Raw genomic sequence first — 17,429 nt, 5'->3', positions numbered from 1 at the left:
AGATTCTGGGGAGGGGATCAGAGGGCGAGACTGATCTTCTTGCCGCACGCGCGCGAGCAGCACGTCATCATCGACTTGTTCTGTGCCTGTTCGGTCTTGGTGAGCACCATGTCGCGGTGGTCCACCTCACCGTCGAGGACCGGGGCTTCGCACGATCCGCACAGCCCCTCCTCGCAGTCGCTCTGGATGTCGATGTTCGACGCGCGCAGGGCGTCGAGCACCGTCTGATCGGCAGCGACCTGGATGGTCAGGCCGGAGTCGCGCAACTCCACCTCGAACGCGTGCTCGTTGGCCGGGTCGAGCGTGGCCAGGTTCGACGTGAAGTGCTCGACGTGCAGTGAGTCCTCGGGCCAGTGCGCGGTGGCCTCCTCGAGCGCGGCGAGCAGGCGTTCCGGTCCGCACGAGTAGATCTGGGTGCCGTCGACGGGGGTTGCGAGGAGGGCCGGGATGTCGAGGCGGTTGCCGGCGGCGCTCGAGTGGATCTCGACCTTGTCGCCGTGATCGGCCGTCAGCCGGTCGAGCAACGCCATGGTCGCGACGTCACGCCCGCAGTAGTGGATCTCGTAGTCCTTGCCGGTGGCCTTGGCGTGGTCGGCCATCGCGATCACCGGAGTGATGCCTATGCCCCCGGCCACGAAGACGTAGCGCTGCGCGTCGGGGTCGAGCTTGAAGTGGTTGCGAGGGCCGCGCATCTTCAGTGTGTGCCCGGCCTGCAGGGTGTGGTGCACGTAGCGCGATCCGCCGCGGCTCTCGGGCTCCTCGAGCACCGCGATCTCGTAGTGCGACAGATCGTTCGGGTCGCTGCACAGCGAGTACTGCCGGGACAGGTCACCCAGTTCGACGTCGATGTGCGAGCCCGGCGTCCACTTGGGCAGCGGCTTGCCCGACGGATCGGACAGTGTCACGCGCACGACGCCGTCGGCGACCGGGGTGACGGCGTCGACCGTGACGGTCCGCGAGATGTTGGTCTTCGACGGCTCACCGATCTTCACGGGCTGCCGCTCGTCGAGGATCGACGGGTCGGCGCGCTCCGGATTCTTGGCCGGGTCCCACTGCACCAGAACGTGATCCGGTCCGCGGAACGACGTGTTCGGCAGGTAGGTGAACTCCTGGTCGGGGACCAGCTCCATGTGCGGGATGCGCTTGGTGAACTCCTCGAGGAAGATCTGCATCTCCATGCGGGCGAGGTTCTTGCCCATGCACTGGTGGCTGCCGTAACCGAACGTCAGATGGTCGCTGGAGTTCTCGCGGCGGATGTCGAAATCGTCGGCATTGTCGAAGTGTCGCTCGTCGTGGTTGGCCGACGAGGTGACGATCAGCAGCTTCGATCCCTTCGGGATGTCGATGCCGCCGATGGTGGTGTCGTCGGTGACCAGTCGGCGCCACGCGGCCACCGAACCGGAATGGCGCAGGCACTCCTCGACCGCGTTCGGGATCAGGCTCGGGTCGGCGCAGATCTCCTCCCACACGCTGCGGTTCTCGAGCAGTAGACGGAAGGCGTTGGCCGAGGCGTTGGCCGTGGTCTCGTGCGCCGCAACGATTCCCGCCATCATCATCGAGTGCAGGTACGAGTCGGTGACGACGTCCGGCTGCTCCTGCTGGACGCGGATGCCGAACGGCATCCAGCCGTGGCCGGACGGATCCTTGCGCATCTTCTCGAGCACCGTGCCGGCGTACTGCCAGAACTTGCCCACGGCCTCGGCGACCGCGACCTGCTCCTCGACCGCGGGGCGGCCCCACGTGTTGACGGTGTGCGCAATCGAGTAGCTGCGCAGCTCGTCCATGTCCTCCTCCGGCACGCCGAGGAAGTGCAGGGCGACGGTGAGCGGTACCTCCCACAGCATCTCGTCGACCAGGTCGGCGCGGCCGGTGTCGATGAACCGGTCCACGTACTCACGGGTGAGGCGGCGGACCATCGGCTCGTGGTGGACCAGTTCCTTGGGTGTGAACGGATCCATCAGCGCTCGGCGGCGCGGCATGTGCGCGGGCTCGTCCTCGTTCACCATGGTCCGCGCCATTGCGTAGTCGTACTTGGCGAGCGTCGCCGTCGCCTCTTCCGAGACCGGGGTGATCTTCTCGAGTGCGATCGACGGCGAGAACAGGATGTTGTCGCGGAAGACGGATTTGACGTCCTCGTATCGGGTGACCACCCAGTAGCCGAGCTCGGGGCTGTAGAAGACCGGCTCCTCGTCGCGCGACCAGCGCAGCGACGCCGCGGGATCCACCTGGTACGGACCGGTGAAGGGATCGAAGGCAGCGGCATTCGCGGAAACCGGGCATCCCATGTTCTGGAGGGCCTTGTGATCGATCGGGCACGCGCTCATGACTTGAATCTCCGTTGCTCTGAAACTCGCTCGAACTGCGAAGTTACTAATAACGCACAACCTGTAGCGGTGAGCGAACTTCGCACAGAGTAAGTGCGGTCACATTCGAGGTCAAGTGCGGCTTCAGTAACGACGTAAGTGGTCTGTTACTTCGGGTCGATGCTCCCCGGAATCCGCCCCCCGCCACAGGGTTTCGTCCCCCCTCGCGTTTTGCGCACTTATCGCTAGTCGCGGCCCCGTCTCCCTCGCGTTTTGCGCACTTGTTGCGGGGTGAGGGGCCGGTTTCGGCGCGCTAAGTGCGCAAAACGCGAGAGGCGGCACTCGCGAGGTGCGGGTGCCGCCGGGGGTGCTGCCGGGTGTGGAGGTGGGTGGGGCGTCGTCGGACGCGTCGCGTCAGACGGTGATGAGCCGCTCGATCTGGCGGGCGGTGCGCTGGACCGCGCCGGCGGCCCGCTCGGTGTCGAGGCCGTCGATCGCCACGACGCCGACACTGCGCTCGAGTCCGGTGGTGGCGCCGACGCCGTCCGGCAGACGGATCCCCGTCGCGATGCCGACCGCGCCGTGCTCGAGCTGTCCGCGAGTGAGGCTGAAGCCGTCGGCCCGCGCCTGGCAGACCTCGTCGGAGTCGGTCGGCTTCTCCGGGCGCATCGCCAGGATCGCGATCCCGGCGGCACCGCGGTCGAGTGGATGGCTGCTGCCGACTCGGTACGCGACGCGCAGGAGCGTCCCCTCCGGTTCGGCGACCAGGATGACGACGCAGTTCTCGCCCTGGGCTGCGGAGACGAAGGCCGTCGCGCGGGTCTCGTTGGCGAGCAGATGCAGGATCGGCTGGACGTCGCCGGCGAACTGCGGTTCGAACCGGGACGCGAGGACGGCGGCACTCACGCCCAGCCGGATTCGGCCGTCGGCGGTGCGTGCGACCAGTCCGTGCGCCTCGAGCGTGGCGACGATCCGGTAACAGATGGCGCGGTGCACATCGAGTTCGCGAGCGAGGTCGGCGACCGAGATGCCGGCGGCGGACTGTGCGACGACGTCGAGTGCACGCAGCCCGCGATCGAGGGTCTGCAGTGTGCTCATGTTCATCCTGTTCGGGGGGTCGTCGCGCCCCGGTCGTGGGCGACGCTTTCGCTGGTCTCGGTCCTTTGTACAGACTTTAAGCCGCGTATGGGTAACCCATTGGCGCACAGGGCCGAACGTAGGGTCGAAGGTCCCTCGCGCCGTCAGCTCAGCGGCAAACCGCAGCTCCCGAAATGATTAACAGATATACTATTTAGGTGGATTCTGTACGACGTTTCGTCCTTCGCAGGGCGCTGGGCTGCCGCGATAGGGTGGCCGGATGAACGGCGACGAGGGACGCAGCGCGCAGGCGGCGGAGGGTTCGGCGACGCCGGCTCCCGGGTCGCTCGACTTCTGGTCCTTCATCGACCTCGCCAATACGCGTCTGAGCACGGAGTTCGGGTCCACCCATCAACTGGCCACGCAGGTTTTACTGACCCTCAACCGAGCGGCGAACGTCGTCACGTACGACCTGGAATCGTCGGTACATCGCCCGCGCGGGCTGTCGTGGTCGGCGTTCCGGTTGCTGTTCGTCACGTGGCTGGCCGGGCCCATCGAACCCAAGAGCGCCGCCAAACTCACCGGCATGAGCCGTGCCGCGGTGTCGAACCTGGCGAAGACGCTGGTCGCGAGCGGTCTGATCGAGCGATCCCCGGACGCGCGCGACGGCCGGTCGGTGCAGCTGTCGCTCACCGAGCAGGGGCGCACCGAGATGGCGGCGACCTACCGCGAACACAACGAGCGCGAGTACGCCTGGGCGAGCGTGCTCACCGAGGCTGAGCAGCACATTCTCGTCATGCTGCTCGACAAGCTGATCACCAACCGCAGCCAGTTCGACGTCCGCGGCCGCAACTGACGCGTCCTCCAACCCCCTTCTTCCTCCCGCGTTTTGCGCACTTGATGCTGCCCGGGCGCGTCCCCGCGCCGCGCTAAGTGCGCAAAACGCGGGGTGGGAGGGCGCGAGGGCGCGCTAAGTGCGCAAAACGCGAGGGGCGGGGCGGCGGGATAGCGGGGTGCCGGCGGAGGGGGAGGTGGGCGTCGGGGGACGAGACCGCTCGTGTGGTTGCGCTCACGCCCGGAAACTAGTTAATCTGTTTACTAACCTCGGACGGGGACCGGCGGCCGTGTTCATCGCAGCCGCGCTGCTGTCCCGCCGACGGTGACGACCACAGCCCGAGATCGGGCGCGAGTACCTCAGGAGGCCGGTCATGGCGTTCTACCGACAGCTCGGCAACATTCCGCCGAAGCGTCACACCCAGCACCGGGACGAGGAAGGCCGGCTCTACTTCGAGGAGCTGATGGGCGAGGAGGGCTTCTCCTCCGACTCGTCGCTGCTCTACCACCGCCACATCCCGTCGGCCATCGTCGACGCGACCGTGTGGGAGCTGCGCGACCAGACCACCACCCCCAATCACCCGCTCAAGCCGCGGCACCTGAAGCTGCACGACCTCTTCCCCGAGGAGATCTGGGCGGAGACGGACGTCGTGACCGGCCGCCGGCTGATCCTGGGCAACGCCGACGTGCGCCTGTCGTACGTGGTGTCCGCCAAGGAGTCGCCGCTGTACCGCAACTCGCTCGGCGACGAGATGGTGTATGTCGAGTCCGGCGAGGCGATCGTCGAGACCGTTTTCGGCGCCCTGCACGCCCGCCCGGGCGACTACGTCCTGATCCCGATGTCGACCACCCACCGCTGGGTGCCCCAGGGATCGGAACCGCTGCGCGCGTACGCAATCGAGGCGAACAGTCACATCGTTCCGCCCAAGCGTTACCTGTCGAAGTTCGGCCAGTTCCTCGAGCACGCGCCGTTCTGCGAGCGCGACCTGCACGGCCCCACCGAGCCGTTGATCGCCGAGGGCACGGACGTCGAGGTCCTCGTCAAGCATCGTGCCGGGGGAGCGATCGTCGGCACCCGCATGGTGTATCCCAACCACCCGTTCGACGTCGTCGGCTGGGACGGTTGCCTGTACCCGTACACCTTCAACATCTCCGACTACGAGCCCATCACCGGACGCGTGCACCAGCCGCCGCCGGCGCACCAGGCGTTCGAGGGCAACAACTTCGTCATCTGCAACTTCGTGCCCCGCAAGGTCGACTACCACCCGCTGTCGATCCCGGTGCCGTACTACCACTCGAACGTGGACTCCGACGAGATCATGTTCTACTGCGGAGGCGACTACGAGGCCCGCAAGGGTTCGGGCATCGGCCAGGGCTCGATCTCGATCCATCCCGGCGGCCACGCCCACGGCCCGCAGCCCGGCGCGTACGAGCGCAGCATCGGCGTCGAGTTCTTCGACGAGCTGGCGGTCATGGTCGACACCTTCCGCCCGCTCGAACTCGGTGAAGGTGCGCTGGCGTGCGAGGACCAGGCCTACGCGTGGTCCTGGTCCGGACGGGGGCCGAACAAGTGACCATTTCTCCTTTGCTGGCCGGGCTGTGCGACGACGCCGCGCTGTTCCCCCCGGGGAACGCGCCGATGGACGCTGCAGTGCCCGCGCACCTCGCGCACGAGCGCAGTGACCACGCTGCGCTGGTGGGGCCGTTCGTGTTCCCGGCGCCCCGTCTGGGTGAGCTGCCCGCCATCGTCGCGCAGCAGGACGGCGAGCTCCAGCTGAGCCTGACCGTGCCCGCCGGCACCGACGCCGTTCCGGCGGCGCTCGAGCAGTTGCGGTCGATGGACGGCGTGAAGCTGGTCGCGATGGAGATCGGCGTCCCCGACGGGCAGGCGCCGGACGCGCTCCTCACCGCTCTCGGTGAGATCGCCGCGGCCGCGCCGGGTGTGGAGATCTTCGTCGAGGTTCCGCGTGACGACCGTCGCCCCGCGATCCTGGCCGGACTGGTCGGCACGCCGTACTCCGCGAAGTTCCGCACCGGCGGCGTCGTCGCGACCGCGTACCCCGACGAGGCTGAACTGGCCGCCGCGATCCACACCGTCGCGACGTCGGGTGTGCGGTTCAAGGCGACCGCAGGCCTGCACCACGCTGTCCGGAACACGGACCCGGACACGGGCTTCGAGCAGCACGGCTTTCTCAACCTCATGCTCGCCACGCATCGGGCAACCGATGGCGCGACTGTCGAGGAGATCGCCGCGACGCTCGCCGACCGTGACGGAACTGCTCTCGCCGGCGCGCTGGCGGGACTGTCGGCCGAGGCCGTGGACGCGCTGCGCGCGAACTTCCGGTCCTTCGGCACCTGCAGCATCAGCGATCCGCTGACCGAACTGGTCGGCCTCGGACTGGTGCCCCGATCATCCACCGAGCCCTCCGCGCCTACGGGCTCGGTGGATTCCACCTCGACCGAGGAAGGACCCCTCGCATGACCGTCATCTCGATCCCCGCCGACTCCCTGTTCGGCGTCGACAACCTGCCCTACGGCGTGTTCTCGACCGCCGACGCGGGCCCGCGGGTGGGTGTGCGTGTCGGCGACAGCGTCGTCGACCTCGCAAAGGCGCTGGGCGACGACACGTTCGCCCAGTCGACGCTCAACGCATTCATGGCCCAGGGCCGTGCGCGTTGGGTCGAGGTCCGTACGCAGATCACCGAACTGGTGACCGGTGAGATCGCCGACGACGCGGTGTTCTCGGTCGACGACGTCACCATGCACCTGCCGATCGCGGTCGCGGACTACGTCGACTTCTACGCCTCGGAGAACCACGCGACCAACCTGGGTCGCCTGTTCCGCCCGGATTCGGCTGCGCTGATGCCGAACTGGAAGCACCTGCCGGTCGGCTACCACGGCCGGTCGAGCACCGTCGTCGTGTCGGGCACCGACATCGTGCGCCCGTGTGGTCAGCGCAAGGCGCCGGCCGACGCGGCCCCGTCGTTCGGCCCGTCGATTCGTCTCGACATCGAGGCCGAGATGGGCTTCATCGTCGGTGTCGGTTCGCCGATGGGTTCCTCGATCACCCCGGACGAGTTCGCCGAGCACTGTTTCGGCGCCGTGATCCTCAACGACTGGTCGGCCCGCGACATCCAGGCGTGGGAGTACGTCCCGCTGGGCCCGAACCTGGGCAAGAGCTTCGCGACGTCCATCTCCCCGTGGGTCGTCCCGCTGCTGGCGCTCGAGGCTGCCCGCATCGACACCCCCGTGCAGGACCCGACTCCGCTGCCGTACCTGCAGGGCGACGAGAAGTGGGGCCTGGACATCGATCTCGCGGTGGAGTGGAACGGCGACGTCGTCTCCCGCCCGCCCTACGCACAGATGTACTGGTCGCCTGCACAGATGCTGGCGCACACCACCGTCAACGGCGCGGCGGCGAGCACCGGTGATCTGTTCGGATCCGGCACCATCTCGGGCCCGGACAAGGATCAACGAGGCGCCTTCATCGAACTGACCTGGGGTGGAGCCGAACCCGTCGAGGTCGCCGGTGAGCAGCGCACGTTCATCCAGGACGGCGACGAGATCGCGATCTCGGCAACCGCCCCGGGAGCGAACGGTGGCCGCATCGGCTTCGGCGAGGTCCGCGCCCGCATCCTGCCCGCGACCGGTGATGTGCGATGAGTAAGGTCTACGCGACCGCGGCCGACGCCGTCGCGGACATCGCCGACGGATCCTCGCTCGCGGTCGGTGGTTTCGGCCTGTGCGGCATCCCGAGCGCCCTGATCGGCGGGCTCGCCGAGCGCGGGGTGTCCGGACTCGAGGTGTTCTCCAACAACTGCGGTGTCGACGACTGGGGTCTGGGAATCCTGCTGTCGGCGGGCCAGATTCGGCGCGTGACGGCGTCCTACGTGGGTGAGAACAAGGAGTTCGCGCGGCAGTACCTCTCGGGCGAGCTCGAGGTGGAACTGACCCCGCAGGGCACTCTCGCCGAGCGGATGCGTGCCGGTGGCGCCGGGATCCCCGCGTTCTACACGCCGGCCGGCGTCGGCACCCCGGTGTCCGAGGGCGGTCTGCCGTGGCGCTACGCCGCCGACGGCTCGGTCGCGGTCGCGTCGCCTGCCAAGGAGACCCGCGAGTTCGGCGGCAAGACGTACGTGCTCGAGGAGTCGATCGTCGCGGACTTCGCACTCGTCCATGCCGAGATCGGTGACACCGAGGGCAATCTCGTGTTCAACAAGACCGCGATGAACTTCAACCCGCTGGCCGCGATGGCCGGCCGGGTCACCATCGCTCAGGTCGAGAAGCTGGTCGAGCCGGGCGAACTCGACCCCGCGCAGGTCCACCTTCCGGGCGTGTTCGTCCAGCGTGTGGTGCATGCGGGTCAGCAGGACAAGCGAATCGAGAAGCGGACGGTGTCGGCATGAGCTGGTCACGTGAGCAGATGGCCGCGCGTGCCGCGGCCGAGATGATCGACGGTGAGTACGTCAATCTGGGGATCGGGCTGCCGACCCTGATCCCGAACTACCTGCCCGAGGGTGTCAAGGTGGTTCTGCACTCCGAGAACGGCATCCTGGGCACCGGCCCCTACCCGACGGACGATGCGGTCGATCCCGACCTCATCAACGCGGGCAAGGAGACAGTAACCGTGAACCCGGGTGCGGCGTTCTTCGATTCGGCATTGTCGTTCGGCATGATTCGCGGTGGACACATCGACACCGCGGTCCTCGGTGGCATGCAGGTCTCCCGGAACGGGGATCTCGCCAACTGGATGGTGCCGGGCAAGATGGTCAAGGGTATGGGCGGCGCCATGGATCTGGTGCACGGTGCCCGGCGCGTCATCGTGGTCATGGAACACACCGACCGCGATGGCGGCGCCAAGATCGTCGAGCAGTGCTCGCTCCCGCTCACCGGCCGGGCCGTGGTGCAGCGCATCATCACGAACCTCGCCGTGATCGACGTTCGGGACGGCGAATTGGTGCTGCGTGAACTCGCGCCCGACGTCACCGTCGAAGAGGTGCAGGAGAAGACCGGCGCCGCGCTGGTCGTGGACCTGGCGCAGGACGCCGTCTAGCACCCCCGATCGCCCGTCCGGTCCGGACCTCCCCCCCTACGGATCGGACGGGCTTCCCACTCGACGGGGCGCGATCGCCTCGGCGATGAACCCGGCCGCGCGGCCGAAGTCCCGTTCCATCTCGACGATGGTGTTCTCGCGCCAGAGCCGGATCGTGGTGATGTAGACCGCGGTGAGCATCTGCGACAGGAAGTCGAGCGGGTAGTCCCGGCGAACTTCACCGCAGCCGATGCCGGCCTCGAGAATCCGCCCGAACGCGACGAGGAAACGGTGGGTGCGGGCGGCGCTCTTCTCGGGCGTCGCGAGATCGCGATCCAACTCGCGGGTGGTGGCCCGGAAGTAGTTCTCGAGCGTGACGGCGGCCTCGACGACGTCGTTGAACAGCGAGCCGATCCGCTCAGCCGTCGTGAGGTCGCGCGCGAGCAGGTCGTCGACGATCCCGGGCAGCTTGTCCATGTGGACTTGATGCAGTGCGGCGAGGACCGCGTCCTTGTTGTCGAAGTAGTTGAAGAAGGTTCCCCGGGAGACGCGGGCCGTCGACGCGATGTCGTCGATCGTCGTGCGGTCGAACCCGTTCGCGCTGAACTGTTCCCGCGCGGCTTGCAGAAGCCGCTCGAACGTCTGCTGCCGCCGCTGTTCCCGCCGCGTCACGATTTCCCGGCTTTCCCCCATCTCGCCGCCTCCGTGTCCCTAGCTCGAAGCCTGGATACCTTCCGGTCAGTCGGAATCTACCTGCCGGACGACCATCTCGGACAAACTTCGCCAATTCGGTCAAATCAGGCGCGCGTGGCCAGGGACTCCGCCACGTAGGATCCCGCCATGCGGAAGCCTTCGGCGAGGTCGTACGCCGGATCCTGGCGCCAGTAGCGGATGGTCGACACGTAGACGGCTGCGACCATCCGGGCGAGGAACTGCGGTGGATAGTCCGTGCGCACCTCGCCGGACTCGATTCCGGGCGTGAGTAGCCGCAGGATCTCCTGGTCGAATCGGTCCGTACGCTCCGCGCTGATCTGGGGCGATGCGAGATCGCGCTCCAGTTCGCCGGTCACCGCCTGCAGGTATCCGGGCACGTTCCCGGTCGCCCGCACGAAGTCGTCGAACAGGCCGACGATCCTGTCCCCGGTCGTCAGATCCTGCTCGAGGAGGCGGTCGACCACTCGTGCGAGCGAGTCCATGTGGGTGGTGTGCAGGGCTGCGAGCAGGCCGTCCTTGCTGGGGAAGTAGTTGAAGAAGGTGGCCCGGGAGACGTCCGCCAGGTCGGCGATGTCCTCCACGGTCGTACCGGCGACCCCGCGTGCGGCGAACAGTGTGCGCGCGGCGGTCAGCAGTGCGTCCCGCGTCCGGCGCTTGTTGCGCTCGCGCCGACCGAGTGCGCTCGAATCGGTCATTCGATACAACCTCCTCCGGGGGGGGGGATCCCCAAATCTCCTGCCGAAACTTAGACTAGCGTCTATCTTTGGCCTCCAAGTCCAGTTTCAGTGAGCAATCGGAGGCGGTTCCATGACGGTGCGGTACGAGCGGGACGGTCGAGTTCTCGTGATCCGGATCGAGCGGGAGGAGCGGCGCAACGCGATCGACCGGGCGACCGCGGAGGGGCTCGAGGAGGCGTTCGACCTGCTGGACGACGACGATGCCCTGTGGGTCGGCGTCGTGACCGGTACGGAGCGGATCTTCTCCGCGGGCACGGACATTCGGGAACGTGCCGATCTTCGGATGCCACGTGGCGGCGAGTACGGGATCATCCGCCGCAAGCGGGTCAAACCGTTGATCGCCGCGGTGGAGGGCTACGCGCTCGGCGGGGGGTTCGAGATCGCTCTCGGGTGCGACCTCATCGTGGCCTCCCGCTCCGCCGAGTTCGGTCTGCCCGAGGCGCGACGCGGCCTCGTCGCGGCGTCGGGGGCGCTGTTCCGCGCGCCCCGGGCGCTGCCGGTCAACGTCGCGCGGGAACTGCTCGTCACTGGCCGGACGCTTTCGGCCGAGCGGGCTTTCGCCCTCGGGGTGGTCAACGAGGTGGCCGAACCGGGGCAGGCGCTCGCCGGCGCGCTCGGGATGGCCGGCGAGGTCTGCGAAGCGTCTCCCGTCGCGGTGCGAGAAACCCTGCGGGCGCTCGACGCGCAGGTTTCGGACGCCGACGTGCGTGGCTGGGAGGTCACCGCGGACGCGCTGGGCACGGTCCTGGCATCGGAGGACTTCCGGGCGGGCATCGAGGCGTTCGCCCAGCGGCGCACGCCGCAGTGGCAGGGCCGCTAGTTCCCGAACGTCCGCAACGGCGCCGGTGGGCAGCCGATCTCGCACTATTGACGCGTGTCAATTTTGCTCCTACGGTGTGAGGCACCTCACGCATCCGCCCGGTGGGTGGCCCCCGAGTGGGCCCCCGCCCCGCGGCTTCCCTCGAACGGAGCACGATGGCGAAACCCACCACCTGCATCATCGGAGCCGGGATCAGCGGTCTCACGGCCGGCAAGATGCTCACCGACTACGACATTCCCTACGAGTGCTTCGAGAGTTCCGATCGGATCGGCGGGAACTGGGCGTTCGGCAACCCGAACGGGCACTCGAGCGCCTACCGGTCGCTGCACATCGACACGTCCAAGACGCGACTGTCCTTCAAGGACTTCCCGATTCCCCAGGAACTCCCGGACTTCCCCCACCACACCGACATCAAGCGATACCTCGACGACTACGCCGAGGCTTTCGGGTTGCTCGACCGGATCAGTTTCCGCAACGGTGTCGACCACGCGGAACACCTGCCCGGCGGCGGGTGGGAGATCCACACCCAGGACGGCGAGACCCGTCGCTTTGACTTCCTGGTGGTCGGGAACGGGCACCACTGGGATCCCCGCCTGCCCGACTTCCCCGGCGAGTTCACGGGCGAGTCGATCCATTCCCATGCCTACATCGATCCCGAAACGCCGCTGAACCTGCGGGACAAGCGAATTCTCATCGTCGGCCTGGGTAACAGTGCAGCCGACATCGCGGTGGAACTGTCGCATCGAACGCTGACGAACAAGGTCACTCTCTCGACGCGGTCGGGCGCGTGGGTGGTGCCCAAGTACGCGTTCGGCGTCCCTGCGGACACGCTGATCCAGACCATCCCGCAGATCCCGCTGTCGTGGCAGCGCCGGATGGGGCGGCGCGGGCCGATCTTCCTGTCGGGTCGTCCCGAGAGCTTCGGCCTGCCCAAGCCGGATCATCATTTCGGGGAGGCGCACCCCACGCAGTCCCAGGAGTTGTACATCCGCCTCGGCTCGGGAGACCTCACCGCGAAGCCGAACATCGACCGACTAGACGGCGAGACCGTGCATTTCGTCGACGGCACCAGTCAGGACTTCGACGTCGTCATCTACGCGACGGGCTACAACATCACGTTCCCCTTCTTCGACGAGGACTTCCTGAGCGCGCCCGGCAACCACTTCCCGCTCTACAAGCGCATGTTCAAGCCGGGGATGGACGATCTCGCCTTCATCGGCTTCGCGCAGGCGGCCCCGACGCTCTTCCCGTTCGTCGAATGCCAGGCGCGCACTCTCGCCGCGTATCTCGCCGGCACCTACCGGCCGCCGACGGAAGCGGAGATGCACCGCGTGATCAAGGCCGACGAGGAACGCTTCGTGGGGCACTTCAACAATCGGCCCCGGCACACCCAGCAGGTCGACTACTACATCTACGAACACGAGATGCGGACCAAGGAACTCCCGGCCGGCCTGGAGCGGGTGCGCCGAGACGGCGCGGTCCGGTTCGCGGGTGTCCCGGCATGATGGGGACTCCAACGCCGTAGCCGACCGGAAGGCCGACACCATGAGCAGTCACCCTGCCTCCAGCGACGAGACCCGCACGCGGAGGGCGAACAAGGGTGAGGAGCGCCGGGCGGCGATCCTCGACGCCGTCGAACGCCTGCTCGAGGATCGCACCCTCGACGAGATCAACATCAGCGACATCTCGCGCGCCGCGGGGGTCACCCGGTCGGGCTTCTACTTCTACTTCGACAACAAGGCGAAGGCCGTCGCCGCACTGTCTCGCACGGTGTACGGCGAGATGCAGGAGGGAGCACGCGGCTACCTCGCCCGCGAGGGCAGTCCGCGGGAGATGATCGACGGCCTGATCACCGAGGTGATCGGAACCTGGGAACGTCACCCGAATCTGTATCGCGCCCTGCGGGATGCGCGCGACTCGGATCCCACGGTGCGCGAGATGTGGGATCACGACCGCTTCAGCTTCGTCGACCCGGTGGCGTCGGTGATCGACGCCGAACGGACGTCGGGGCGCGCGGCGGACGGTCCGGACAGCCGGGCCCTCGCCGTGGTTCTTCTCGACATGAACGACCGCGCCGTCGAGAGCCTGTCGCGCGGCGGACCGGAGGCATTGACCCCCGAGACCGCTCGCGAGGCACTCGTCGCGGTGTGGCTCAACTCGATCTATGGGAGCAAATTGTGAATCGGACCGATGTGGAATTCTCGGCGCGGGGGACCACCTGCGCCGCCTGGCACTACCGAGGCGAGGGTGACGCGTTCCTGACCGCGGCGGGCCGACCGTGCGTGGTGATGGCGCACGGCTTCGGCGGAACGGTGGACTCCGGCCTCGAGGGCTTCGCGGAAGGGCTCGCCGCGGCCGGCTTGGACGTCCTGGCCTTCGACTACCGTGGCTTCGGACGCAGCGGTGGCGATGTGCGCCAGACGATCTCGATCCATGGCCAGCTCGACGACTACGCAGCCGCGATCGCGGCCGCGCGCCGCACGGACGGCGTCGACCCCGACCGCATCGTCGCGTGGGGCGTCTCCCTGTCCGGCGGCCACGTCCTCCGTCTCGGCGCGAGCGATCCCCGGCTGGCGGCGCTGGTCGCGCTCACCCCCGCTACGGACGCCCGAGCCGCGTCGGCGGCCTCGATGAAGCAGTACAGTCCCGCGCACCTGGCGAAGAGTTCGTGGGCGGCGGTGCGCGACCGGGTGGCGTCGGCGCGCGGCGGTGCGGGGGTCACGATTCCACTCGCCGGCCGTCCCGGCGAGGTGGCCGCGCTCGCACTGCCCGGCATCTACGAGGACTACCGCTCCATCGCCGGACCCAGCTGGCGCAACGAGGTCAGCGCGCGGTCCTTCCTGGAGATCGGCTCCTACCGGCCCGTGACCGTCGCCGACAAGGTGACCGCCCCGTTGCTGGTGCAGATCGGTGATCTCGATCGCAGCGCGCCGCCGCATGCCGCGGCGAAGGCTGCCGAGAGGGCCCGGGCCGAGGTGCGGCACTACCCTTGCGACCACTTCGACGTCTACCCCGGTAAGCAGTGGTTCGACCGGGTACTCGAACACCAGATCGTGTTCCTGCGCAGGCATCTCGGTGATCCCGGCACCGTCGTGGGCGTCGTTGCAGGGGAGGTGCGTGATGAGAGCGTTGCAGCTGGTTGAGCACGGCCGGATCGCCGTCGTCGACACCGACGTTCCTGAGATCGGCGCCGGTGAGGTCCTGATCGAGGTTGCCGGTGCGGGCCTGTGCCACTCCGACATCCACGTCCGGCACTCCCCGGCATCCATGATGCCGCCGCCGATGACGCTGGGACACGAGACCGCCGGACGCGTTGCCGCACTGGGTGACGGGGTCGACGCATTCGCGGTAGGCGACGCGGTCCTGGTGTTCCTGGTGTGGAGTTGCGGCACGTGCCGCGCATGCGTGCAGGGACGCGAGAACTCCTGCGAGCGCGGGACCGGACGCCAGGGGCTGCCGCTCTGCCCGGGCCTGGCCGCGCACGGCGGCATGGCCGAGTACATGAAGGTCGACGCCCGCTTCGTCGAACCACTCGGGGGCCTCGACCCCGTCACGGCAGGGCCGTTGGCCGACGCCGGCCTGACCACCTACCACGCCATCGACGGCGCCCGGGACCGACTGGGGCCCGGTACGACGGCCGTGGTGCTCGGCATCGGCGGGCTCGGCCACACCGCGGTGCAGATCCTCGCGGCCACCACCGCCACCCGGATCATCGCGGTGGACTCGGCGGAGGAGAAGCTGGAACTGGCAACCGCATTGGGCGCCGATCACGTGTTCGCCAGCGATGCGTCGTGCGTCGGAAGGATTCTCGAACTGACCGACGGCATCGGCGTCGACGCGGTCTTCGACTGTGTCGGTGTGCAGGCCACGGTCGACATCGCCACGCAGATCATCGGACGCGACGGGGCCCTGAGAGTGCTGGGCTTGGGCGGCGGAACCTTCGCCTGGACCGGCTTCGCGCTGCCGTGGGGCGCCGACGTGCGCACGAGCTACGCCGGCACCCGTGCGGACCAGCGAGCGGTGATCGACCTGGCGCGTCGCGGGCTCGTGACGATCGAGTCCGAGACGATTCCGCTCGAGGACGCCGTCGCCGCCTTCGACGCGCTCGAGGCCGGAAAGATCAAGGGCCGCGCGATTCTGGTGCCCGATCACTCCTGAAACGGCGAACGGGAGTTCACCGCACGCACCCCACAGGAAAGCGTGCCGTGAACTCCCGTTCGTGATCGAACCGTCAGTACAGCCGGCCCGCGTGGAGCTTCTGGTCGAATTCCGGCATCGGGTCGCCGTCCCGCAGGCGCTGCGCGATCGCGGGGTCCGCCAGGTGCAGGCGCCCGATCGCGACGAGGTCGAACTCGCCCTCGTTCACCCGGCGCATCAGATCCGACAGGGTGTCCGTCATGTGCGGCAGGCCGACGATGACCTGCTCGTTCAGCGCGCTGTCGAGGCCGACGCTGCCGACGGCCATCACGGTGGCGCCGGTGAGCTTCTTCGCCCAGCCGGCCAGCGAGAGGTCGCTGCCCTCGAACGCGGGCGCGTAGAACCGGCGGATGCTGGCATCCAGGATGTCGACGCCGGCGTCGACGAGGGCGTTCAGCACCACACCGAGTTCCTCGGGGGTCTGGGCGATCTTCGACGCGAAGTCCTGCTGCTTGTGCTGCGAGAAGCGGAAGATGATCGGGTAGTCCTCGCCGATCTCGGCGCGGATCGCCTTGACGACCTCGACGGGGAACCGGGTGCGGCGCTGCAGATCTCCGCCCCACTCGTCGTCGCGCTGGTTGGTCGCCTCCCACAGGAACGCGTCGAGGAGATAGCCGTGACCGCCGTGCAGGGCGATGCCGTCGAACCCGACGTCGATCGCGTTGCGGGCCGCCGCGGCGTAGGCCGCGATCACGTCGGCGATGTCCTGCTCGGACATCGCCGCGGTGACCGGACGCATCTGCTCGACGTAGTCGTCGGAGTACATCGTGTTGCCCACGGTGCCCCAGTGTCCGGACGGGCGCATCGGGGTGACGTCACCGACCGGGCCCATCGCGCCGAACAGCGGCCCGACGTGCCACAACTGCGGGACGATCTTCCCGCCCGCGGCGTGAACCGCGTCGACAACCTTGCGCCAACCCGCCAGCGCCGCTTCGCCGTACATCACCGGAACGGTGTCGGCGTCGACGGCCGAGGGATGCTCGATCGCCACCCCCTCGGTGACGATGAGTCCGGTCCCACCCTCCGCGCGGCGACGGTAGTACGCGACGACCTCGTCGGTGGGCACGCCACCCGGAGACCCGTGACGGGTCATGGGCGACATCGCGATCCGGTTCCGCAGTTCGAGGGACCGGACGGTGAGCGGCGTGAAGAGGGCGGACGTGTCCAGTGCTGTGGTGGTCACAGGGCTCCCATGTAGTCGAAGAAGTTGGGCGTGTGGGTTTCGCGGAGGCGGGTGAGCTTGCGGTAGCTGATCAGCCACTTGCCCTCCACCTTGCGGTACTCCTCGTGGTAGTGGCCGTAACCGTGGAGGTGTTCCTCGACATCGCCGTTGGTCCACCACAGTTCGTCCTCCATGGCCCAGATGCCGGTGGCGGTGGTGTCCGAGGTGAGGACGATCTCGGGCGTGTGGCCGTGGTGCGCCGTGGTCACGTGCGTCGAGGATCCGAGCATGCCCCGGATCGAGTTGGTCAGGTGCTCGCGTCCGGATGCCCGGTTGGCCTGGCCGTCGGACTTGGGCTGCTTGTCTCCGGGCAACCCGGCCCACGTCTCGGTGACGACATCCTCGGTGTGCAGGGGCCCGTAGAGGTCCCACTGCTTGGTGTCCATGACGCGCAGACGCATCGCGAACACGCGCTTGATCTCCTCGATGGCGAGCACCTGCTCGGCCGCGGTCATCGTCAGTTCAGTGGTGGGCGCACCCATGCCTCAACCTC

At 68.1% G+C, this 17,429-nt stretch carries 17 protein-coding genes; 11 read left to right on the top strand and 6 right to left on the bottom strand.

Features of this window, described 5'->3' with window-relative positions; genetic code table 11:
• Positions 1 to 17: 17 nt before the first annotated feature.
• Positions 18 to 2,324, bottom strand: a complete 2,307-nt coding sequence (locus A6I89_RS09945) for a cytochrome P450/oxidoreductase (protein WP_022598357.1) — start codon at positions 2,322 to 2,324, stop codon at positions 18 to 20.
• 393 nt (positions 2,325 to 2,717) lie between these two features.
• Positions 2,718 to 3,401 carry an IclR family transcriptional regulator gene (locus tag A6I89_RS09940; protein ID WP_037085916.1) on the bottom strand — a complete coding sequence of 228 codons (684 nt, stop codon included), beginning with the start codon at positions 3,399 to 3,401 and terminating at the stop codon, positions 2,718 to 2,720.
• Between the two features lie 259 nt (positions 3,402 to 3,660).
• Here A6I89_RS09940 and A6I89_RS09935 point away from each other — a divergent pair, with 259 nt between their 5' ends.
• The 6 genes from A6I89_RS09935 (at position 3,661) to A6I89_RS09910 (ending at position 9,267) form a co-directional block, all read left to right on the top strand.
• On the top strand, positions 3,661 to 4,236 hold the full coding sequence (locus A6I89_RS09935) for a MarR family winged helix-turn-helix transcriptional regulator (protein ID WP_005517061.1): 576 nt from the start codon (positions 3,661 to 3,663) through the stop codon (positions 4,234 to 4,236).
• Positions 4,237 to 4,588: 352 nt separating this feature from the next.
• Complete coding sequence (locus tag A6I89_RS09930; protein WP_005517062.1) at positions 4,589 to 5,788, top strand: homogentisate 1,2-dioxygenase; 1,200 nt, start codon at positions 4,589 to 4,591, stop codon at positions 5,786 to 5,788.
• Positions 5,785 to 6,696, top strand: a complete 912-nt coding sequence (locus A6I89_RS09925) for a hypothetical protein (protein ID WP_044991479.1) — start codon at positions 5,785 to 5,787, stop codon at positions 6,694 to 6,696. The genes A6I89_RS09930 and A6I89_RS09925 overlap by 4 nt, the downstream gene beginning before the upstream one ends.
• Positions 6,693 to 7,877 (top strand): fumarylacetoacetase, encoded by a 1,185-nt coding sequence (gene fahA / locus A6I89_RS09920; protein WP_005517064.1) that lies wholly within the window; start codon positions 6,693 to 6,695, stop codon positions 7,875 to 7,877. The genes A6I89_RS09925 and fahA overlap by 4 nt, the downstream gene beginning before the upstream one ends.
• Entirely contained in the window at positions 7,874 to 8,620 is a 747-nt protein-coding gene (locus tag A6I89_RS09915; protein ID WP_005517066.1) for a CoA transferase subunit A, read from the top strand. Before fahA ends, A6I89_RS09915 begins: the two co-directional genes overlap by 4 nt.
• A complete protein-coding gene (locus A6I89_RS09910) occupies positions 8,617 to 9,267 on the top strand; it encodes a CoA transferase subunit B (RefSeq protein ID WP_005517069.1) in 651 nt (216 codons plus the stop codon). Before A6I89_RS09915 ends, A6I89_RS09910 begins: the two co-directional genes overlap by 4 nt.
• Before the next feature lie 36 nt (positions 9,268 to 9,303).
• On the opposite strand, the gene A6I89_RS09905 is transcribed toward A6I89_RS09910, so the two are convergent.
• Both A6I89_RS09905 and A6I89_RS09900 read right to left on the bottom strand, forming a co-directional pair.
• Positions 9,304 to 9,939 carry a TetR/AcrR family transcriptional regulator gene (locus tag A6I89_RS09905; RefSeq protein WP_022598352.1) on the bottom strand — a complete coding sequence of 212 codons (636 nt, stop codon included), beginning with the start codon at positions 9,937 to 9,939 and terminating at the stop codon, positions 9,304 to 9,306.
• A gap of 104 nt (positions 9,940 to 10,043) precedes the next feature.
• Entirely contained in the window at positions 10,044 to 10,655 is a 612-nt protein-coding gene (locus A6I89_RS09900) for a TetR/AcrR family transcriptional regulator (RefSeq protein WP_005517079.1), read from the bottom strand.
• 112 nt (positions 10,656 to 10,767) lie between these two features.
• On the opposite strand from A6I89_RS09900, the gene A6I89_RS09895 reads away from it, so the two are divergent.
• The 5 genes from A6I89_RS09895 (at position 10,768) to A6I89_RS09875 (ending at position 15,675) form a co-directional block, all read left to right on the top strand.
• Positions 10,768 to 11,517 (top strand): enoyl-CoA hydratase-related protein, encoded by a 750-nt coding sequence (locus tag A6I89_RS09895; RefSeq protein WP_022598350.1) that lies wholly within the window; start codon positions 10,768 to 10,770, stop codon positions 11,515 to 11,517.
• A gap of 155 nt (positions 11,518 to 11,672) precedes the next feature.
• Positions 11,673 to 13,022 (top strand): flavin-containing monooxygenase, encoded by a 1,350-nt coding sequence (locus A6I89_RS09890; RefSeq protein WP_022598348.1) that lies wholly within the window; start codon positions 11,673 to 11,675, stop codon positions 13,020 to 13,022.
• Between the two features lie 40 nt (positions 13,023 to 13,062).
• Positions 13,063 to 13,698: a TetR/AcrR family transcriptional regulator gene (locus A6I89_RS09885; RefSeq protein WP_013417460.1), complete on the top strand. Its 636-nt coding sequence runs from the start codon at positions 13,063 to 13,065 to the stop codon at positions 13,696 to 13,698.
• Between the two features lie 11 nt (positions 13,699 to 13,709).
• Positions 13,710 to 14,660 carry an alpha/beta hydrolase gene (locus A6I89_RS09880; RefSeq protein WP_044991499.1) on the top strand — a complete coding sequence of 317 codons (951 nt, stop codon included), beginning with the start codon at positions 13,710 to 13,712 and terminating at the stop codon, positions 14,658 to 14,660.
• Complete coding sequence (locus A6I89_RS09875; RefSeq protein WP_044991478.1) at positions 14,638 to 15,675, top strand: NAD(P)-dependent alcohol dehydrogenase; 1,038 nt, start codon at positions 14,638 to 14,640, stop codon at positions 15,673 to 15,675. Before A6I89_RS09880 ends, A6I89_RS09875 begins: the two co-directional genes overlap by 23 nt.
• Positions 15,676 to 15,748: 73 nt before the next feature.
• Here the strand turns inward: A6I89_RS09875 and A6I89_RS09870 are convergent, their stop codons facing one another.
• Both A6I89_RS09870 and A6I89_RS09865 read right to left on the bottom strand, forming a co-directional pair.
• Complete coding sequence (locus tag A6I89_RS09870) at positions 15,749 to 16,897, bottom strand: oxidoreductase (protein ID WP_022598343.1); 1,149 nt, start codon at positions 16,895 to 16,897, stop codon at positions 15,749 to 15,751.
• Positions 16,894 to 17,418, bottom strand: a complete 525-nt coding sequence (locus A6I89_RS09865) for a nuclear transport factor 2 family protein (protein ID WP_005517089.1) — start codon at positions 17,416 to 17,418, stop codon at positions 16,894 to 16,896. The genes A6I89_RS09870 and A6I89_RS09865 overlap by 4 nt, the downstream gene beginning before the upstream one ends.
• Positions 17,419 to 17,429: the final 11 nt, after the last annotated feature.

This window comes from Prescottella equi (assembly GCF_002094305.1).
GTDB classification, from domain to species: Bacteria; Actinomycetota; Actinomycetes; order Mycobacteriales; family Mycobacteriaceae; genus Prescottella; species Prescottella equi.
Note: the sequence above shows the minus strand (reverse complement) of the source record. Positions and strands in the feature narration are given on the sequence as shown.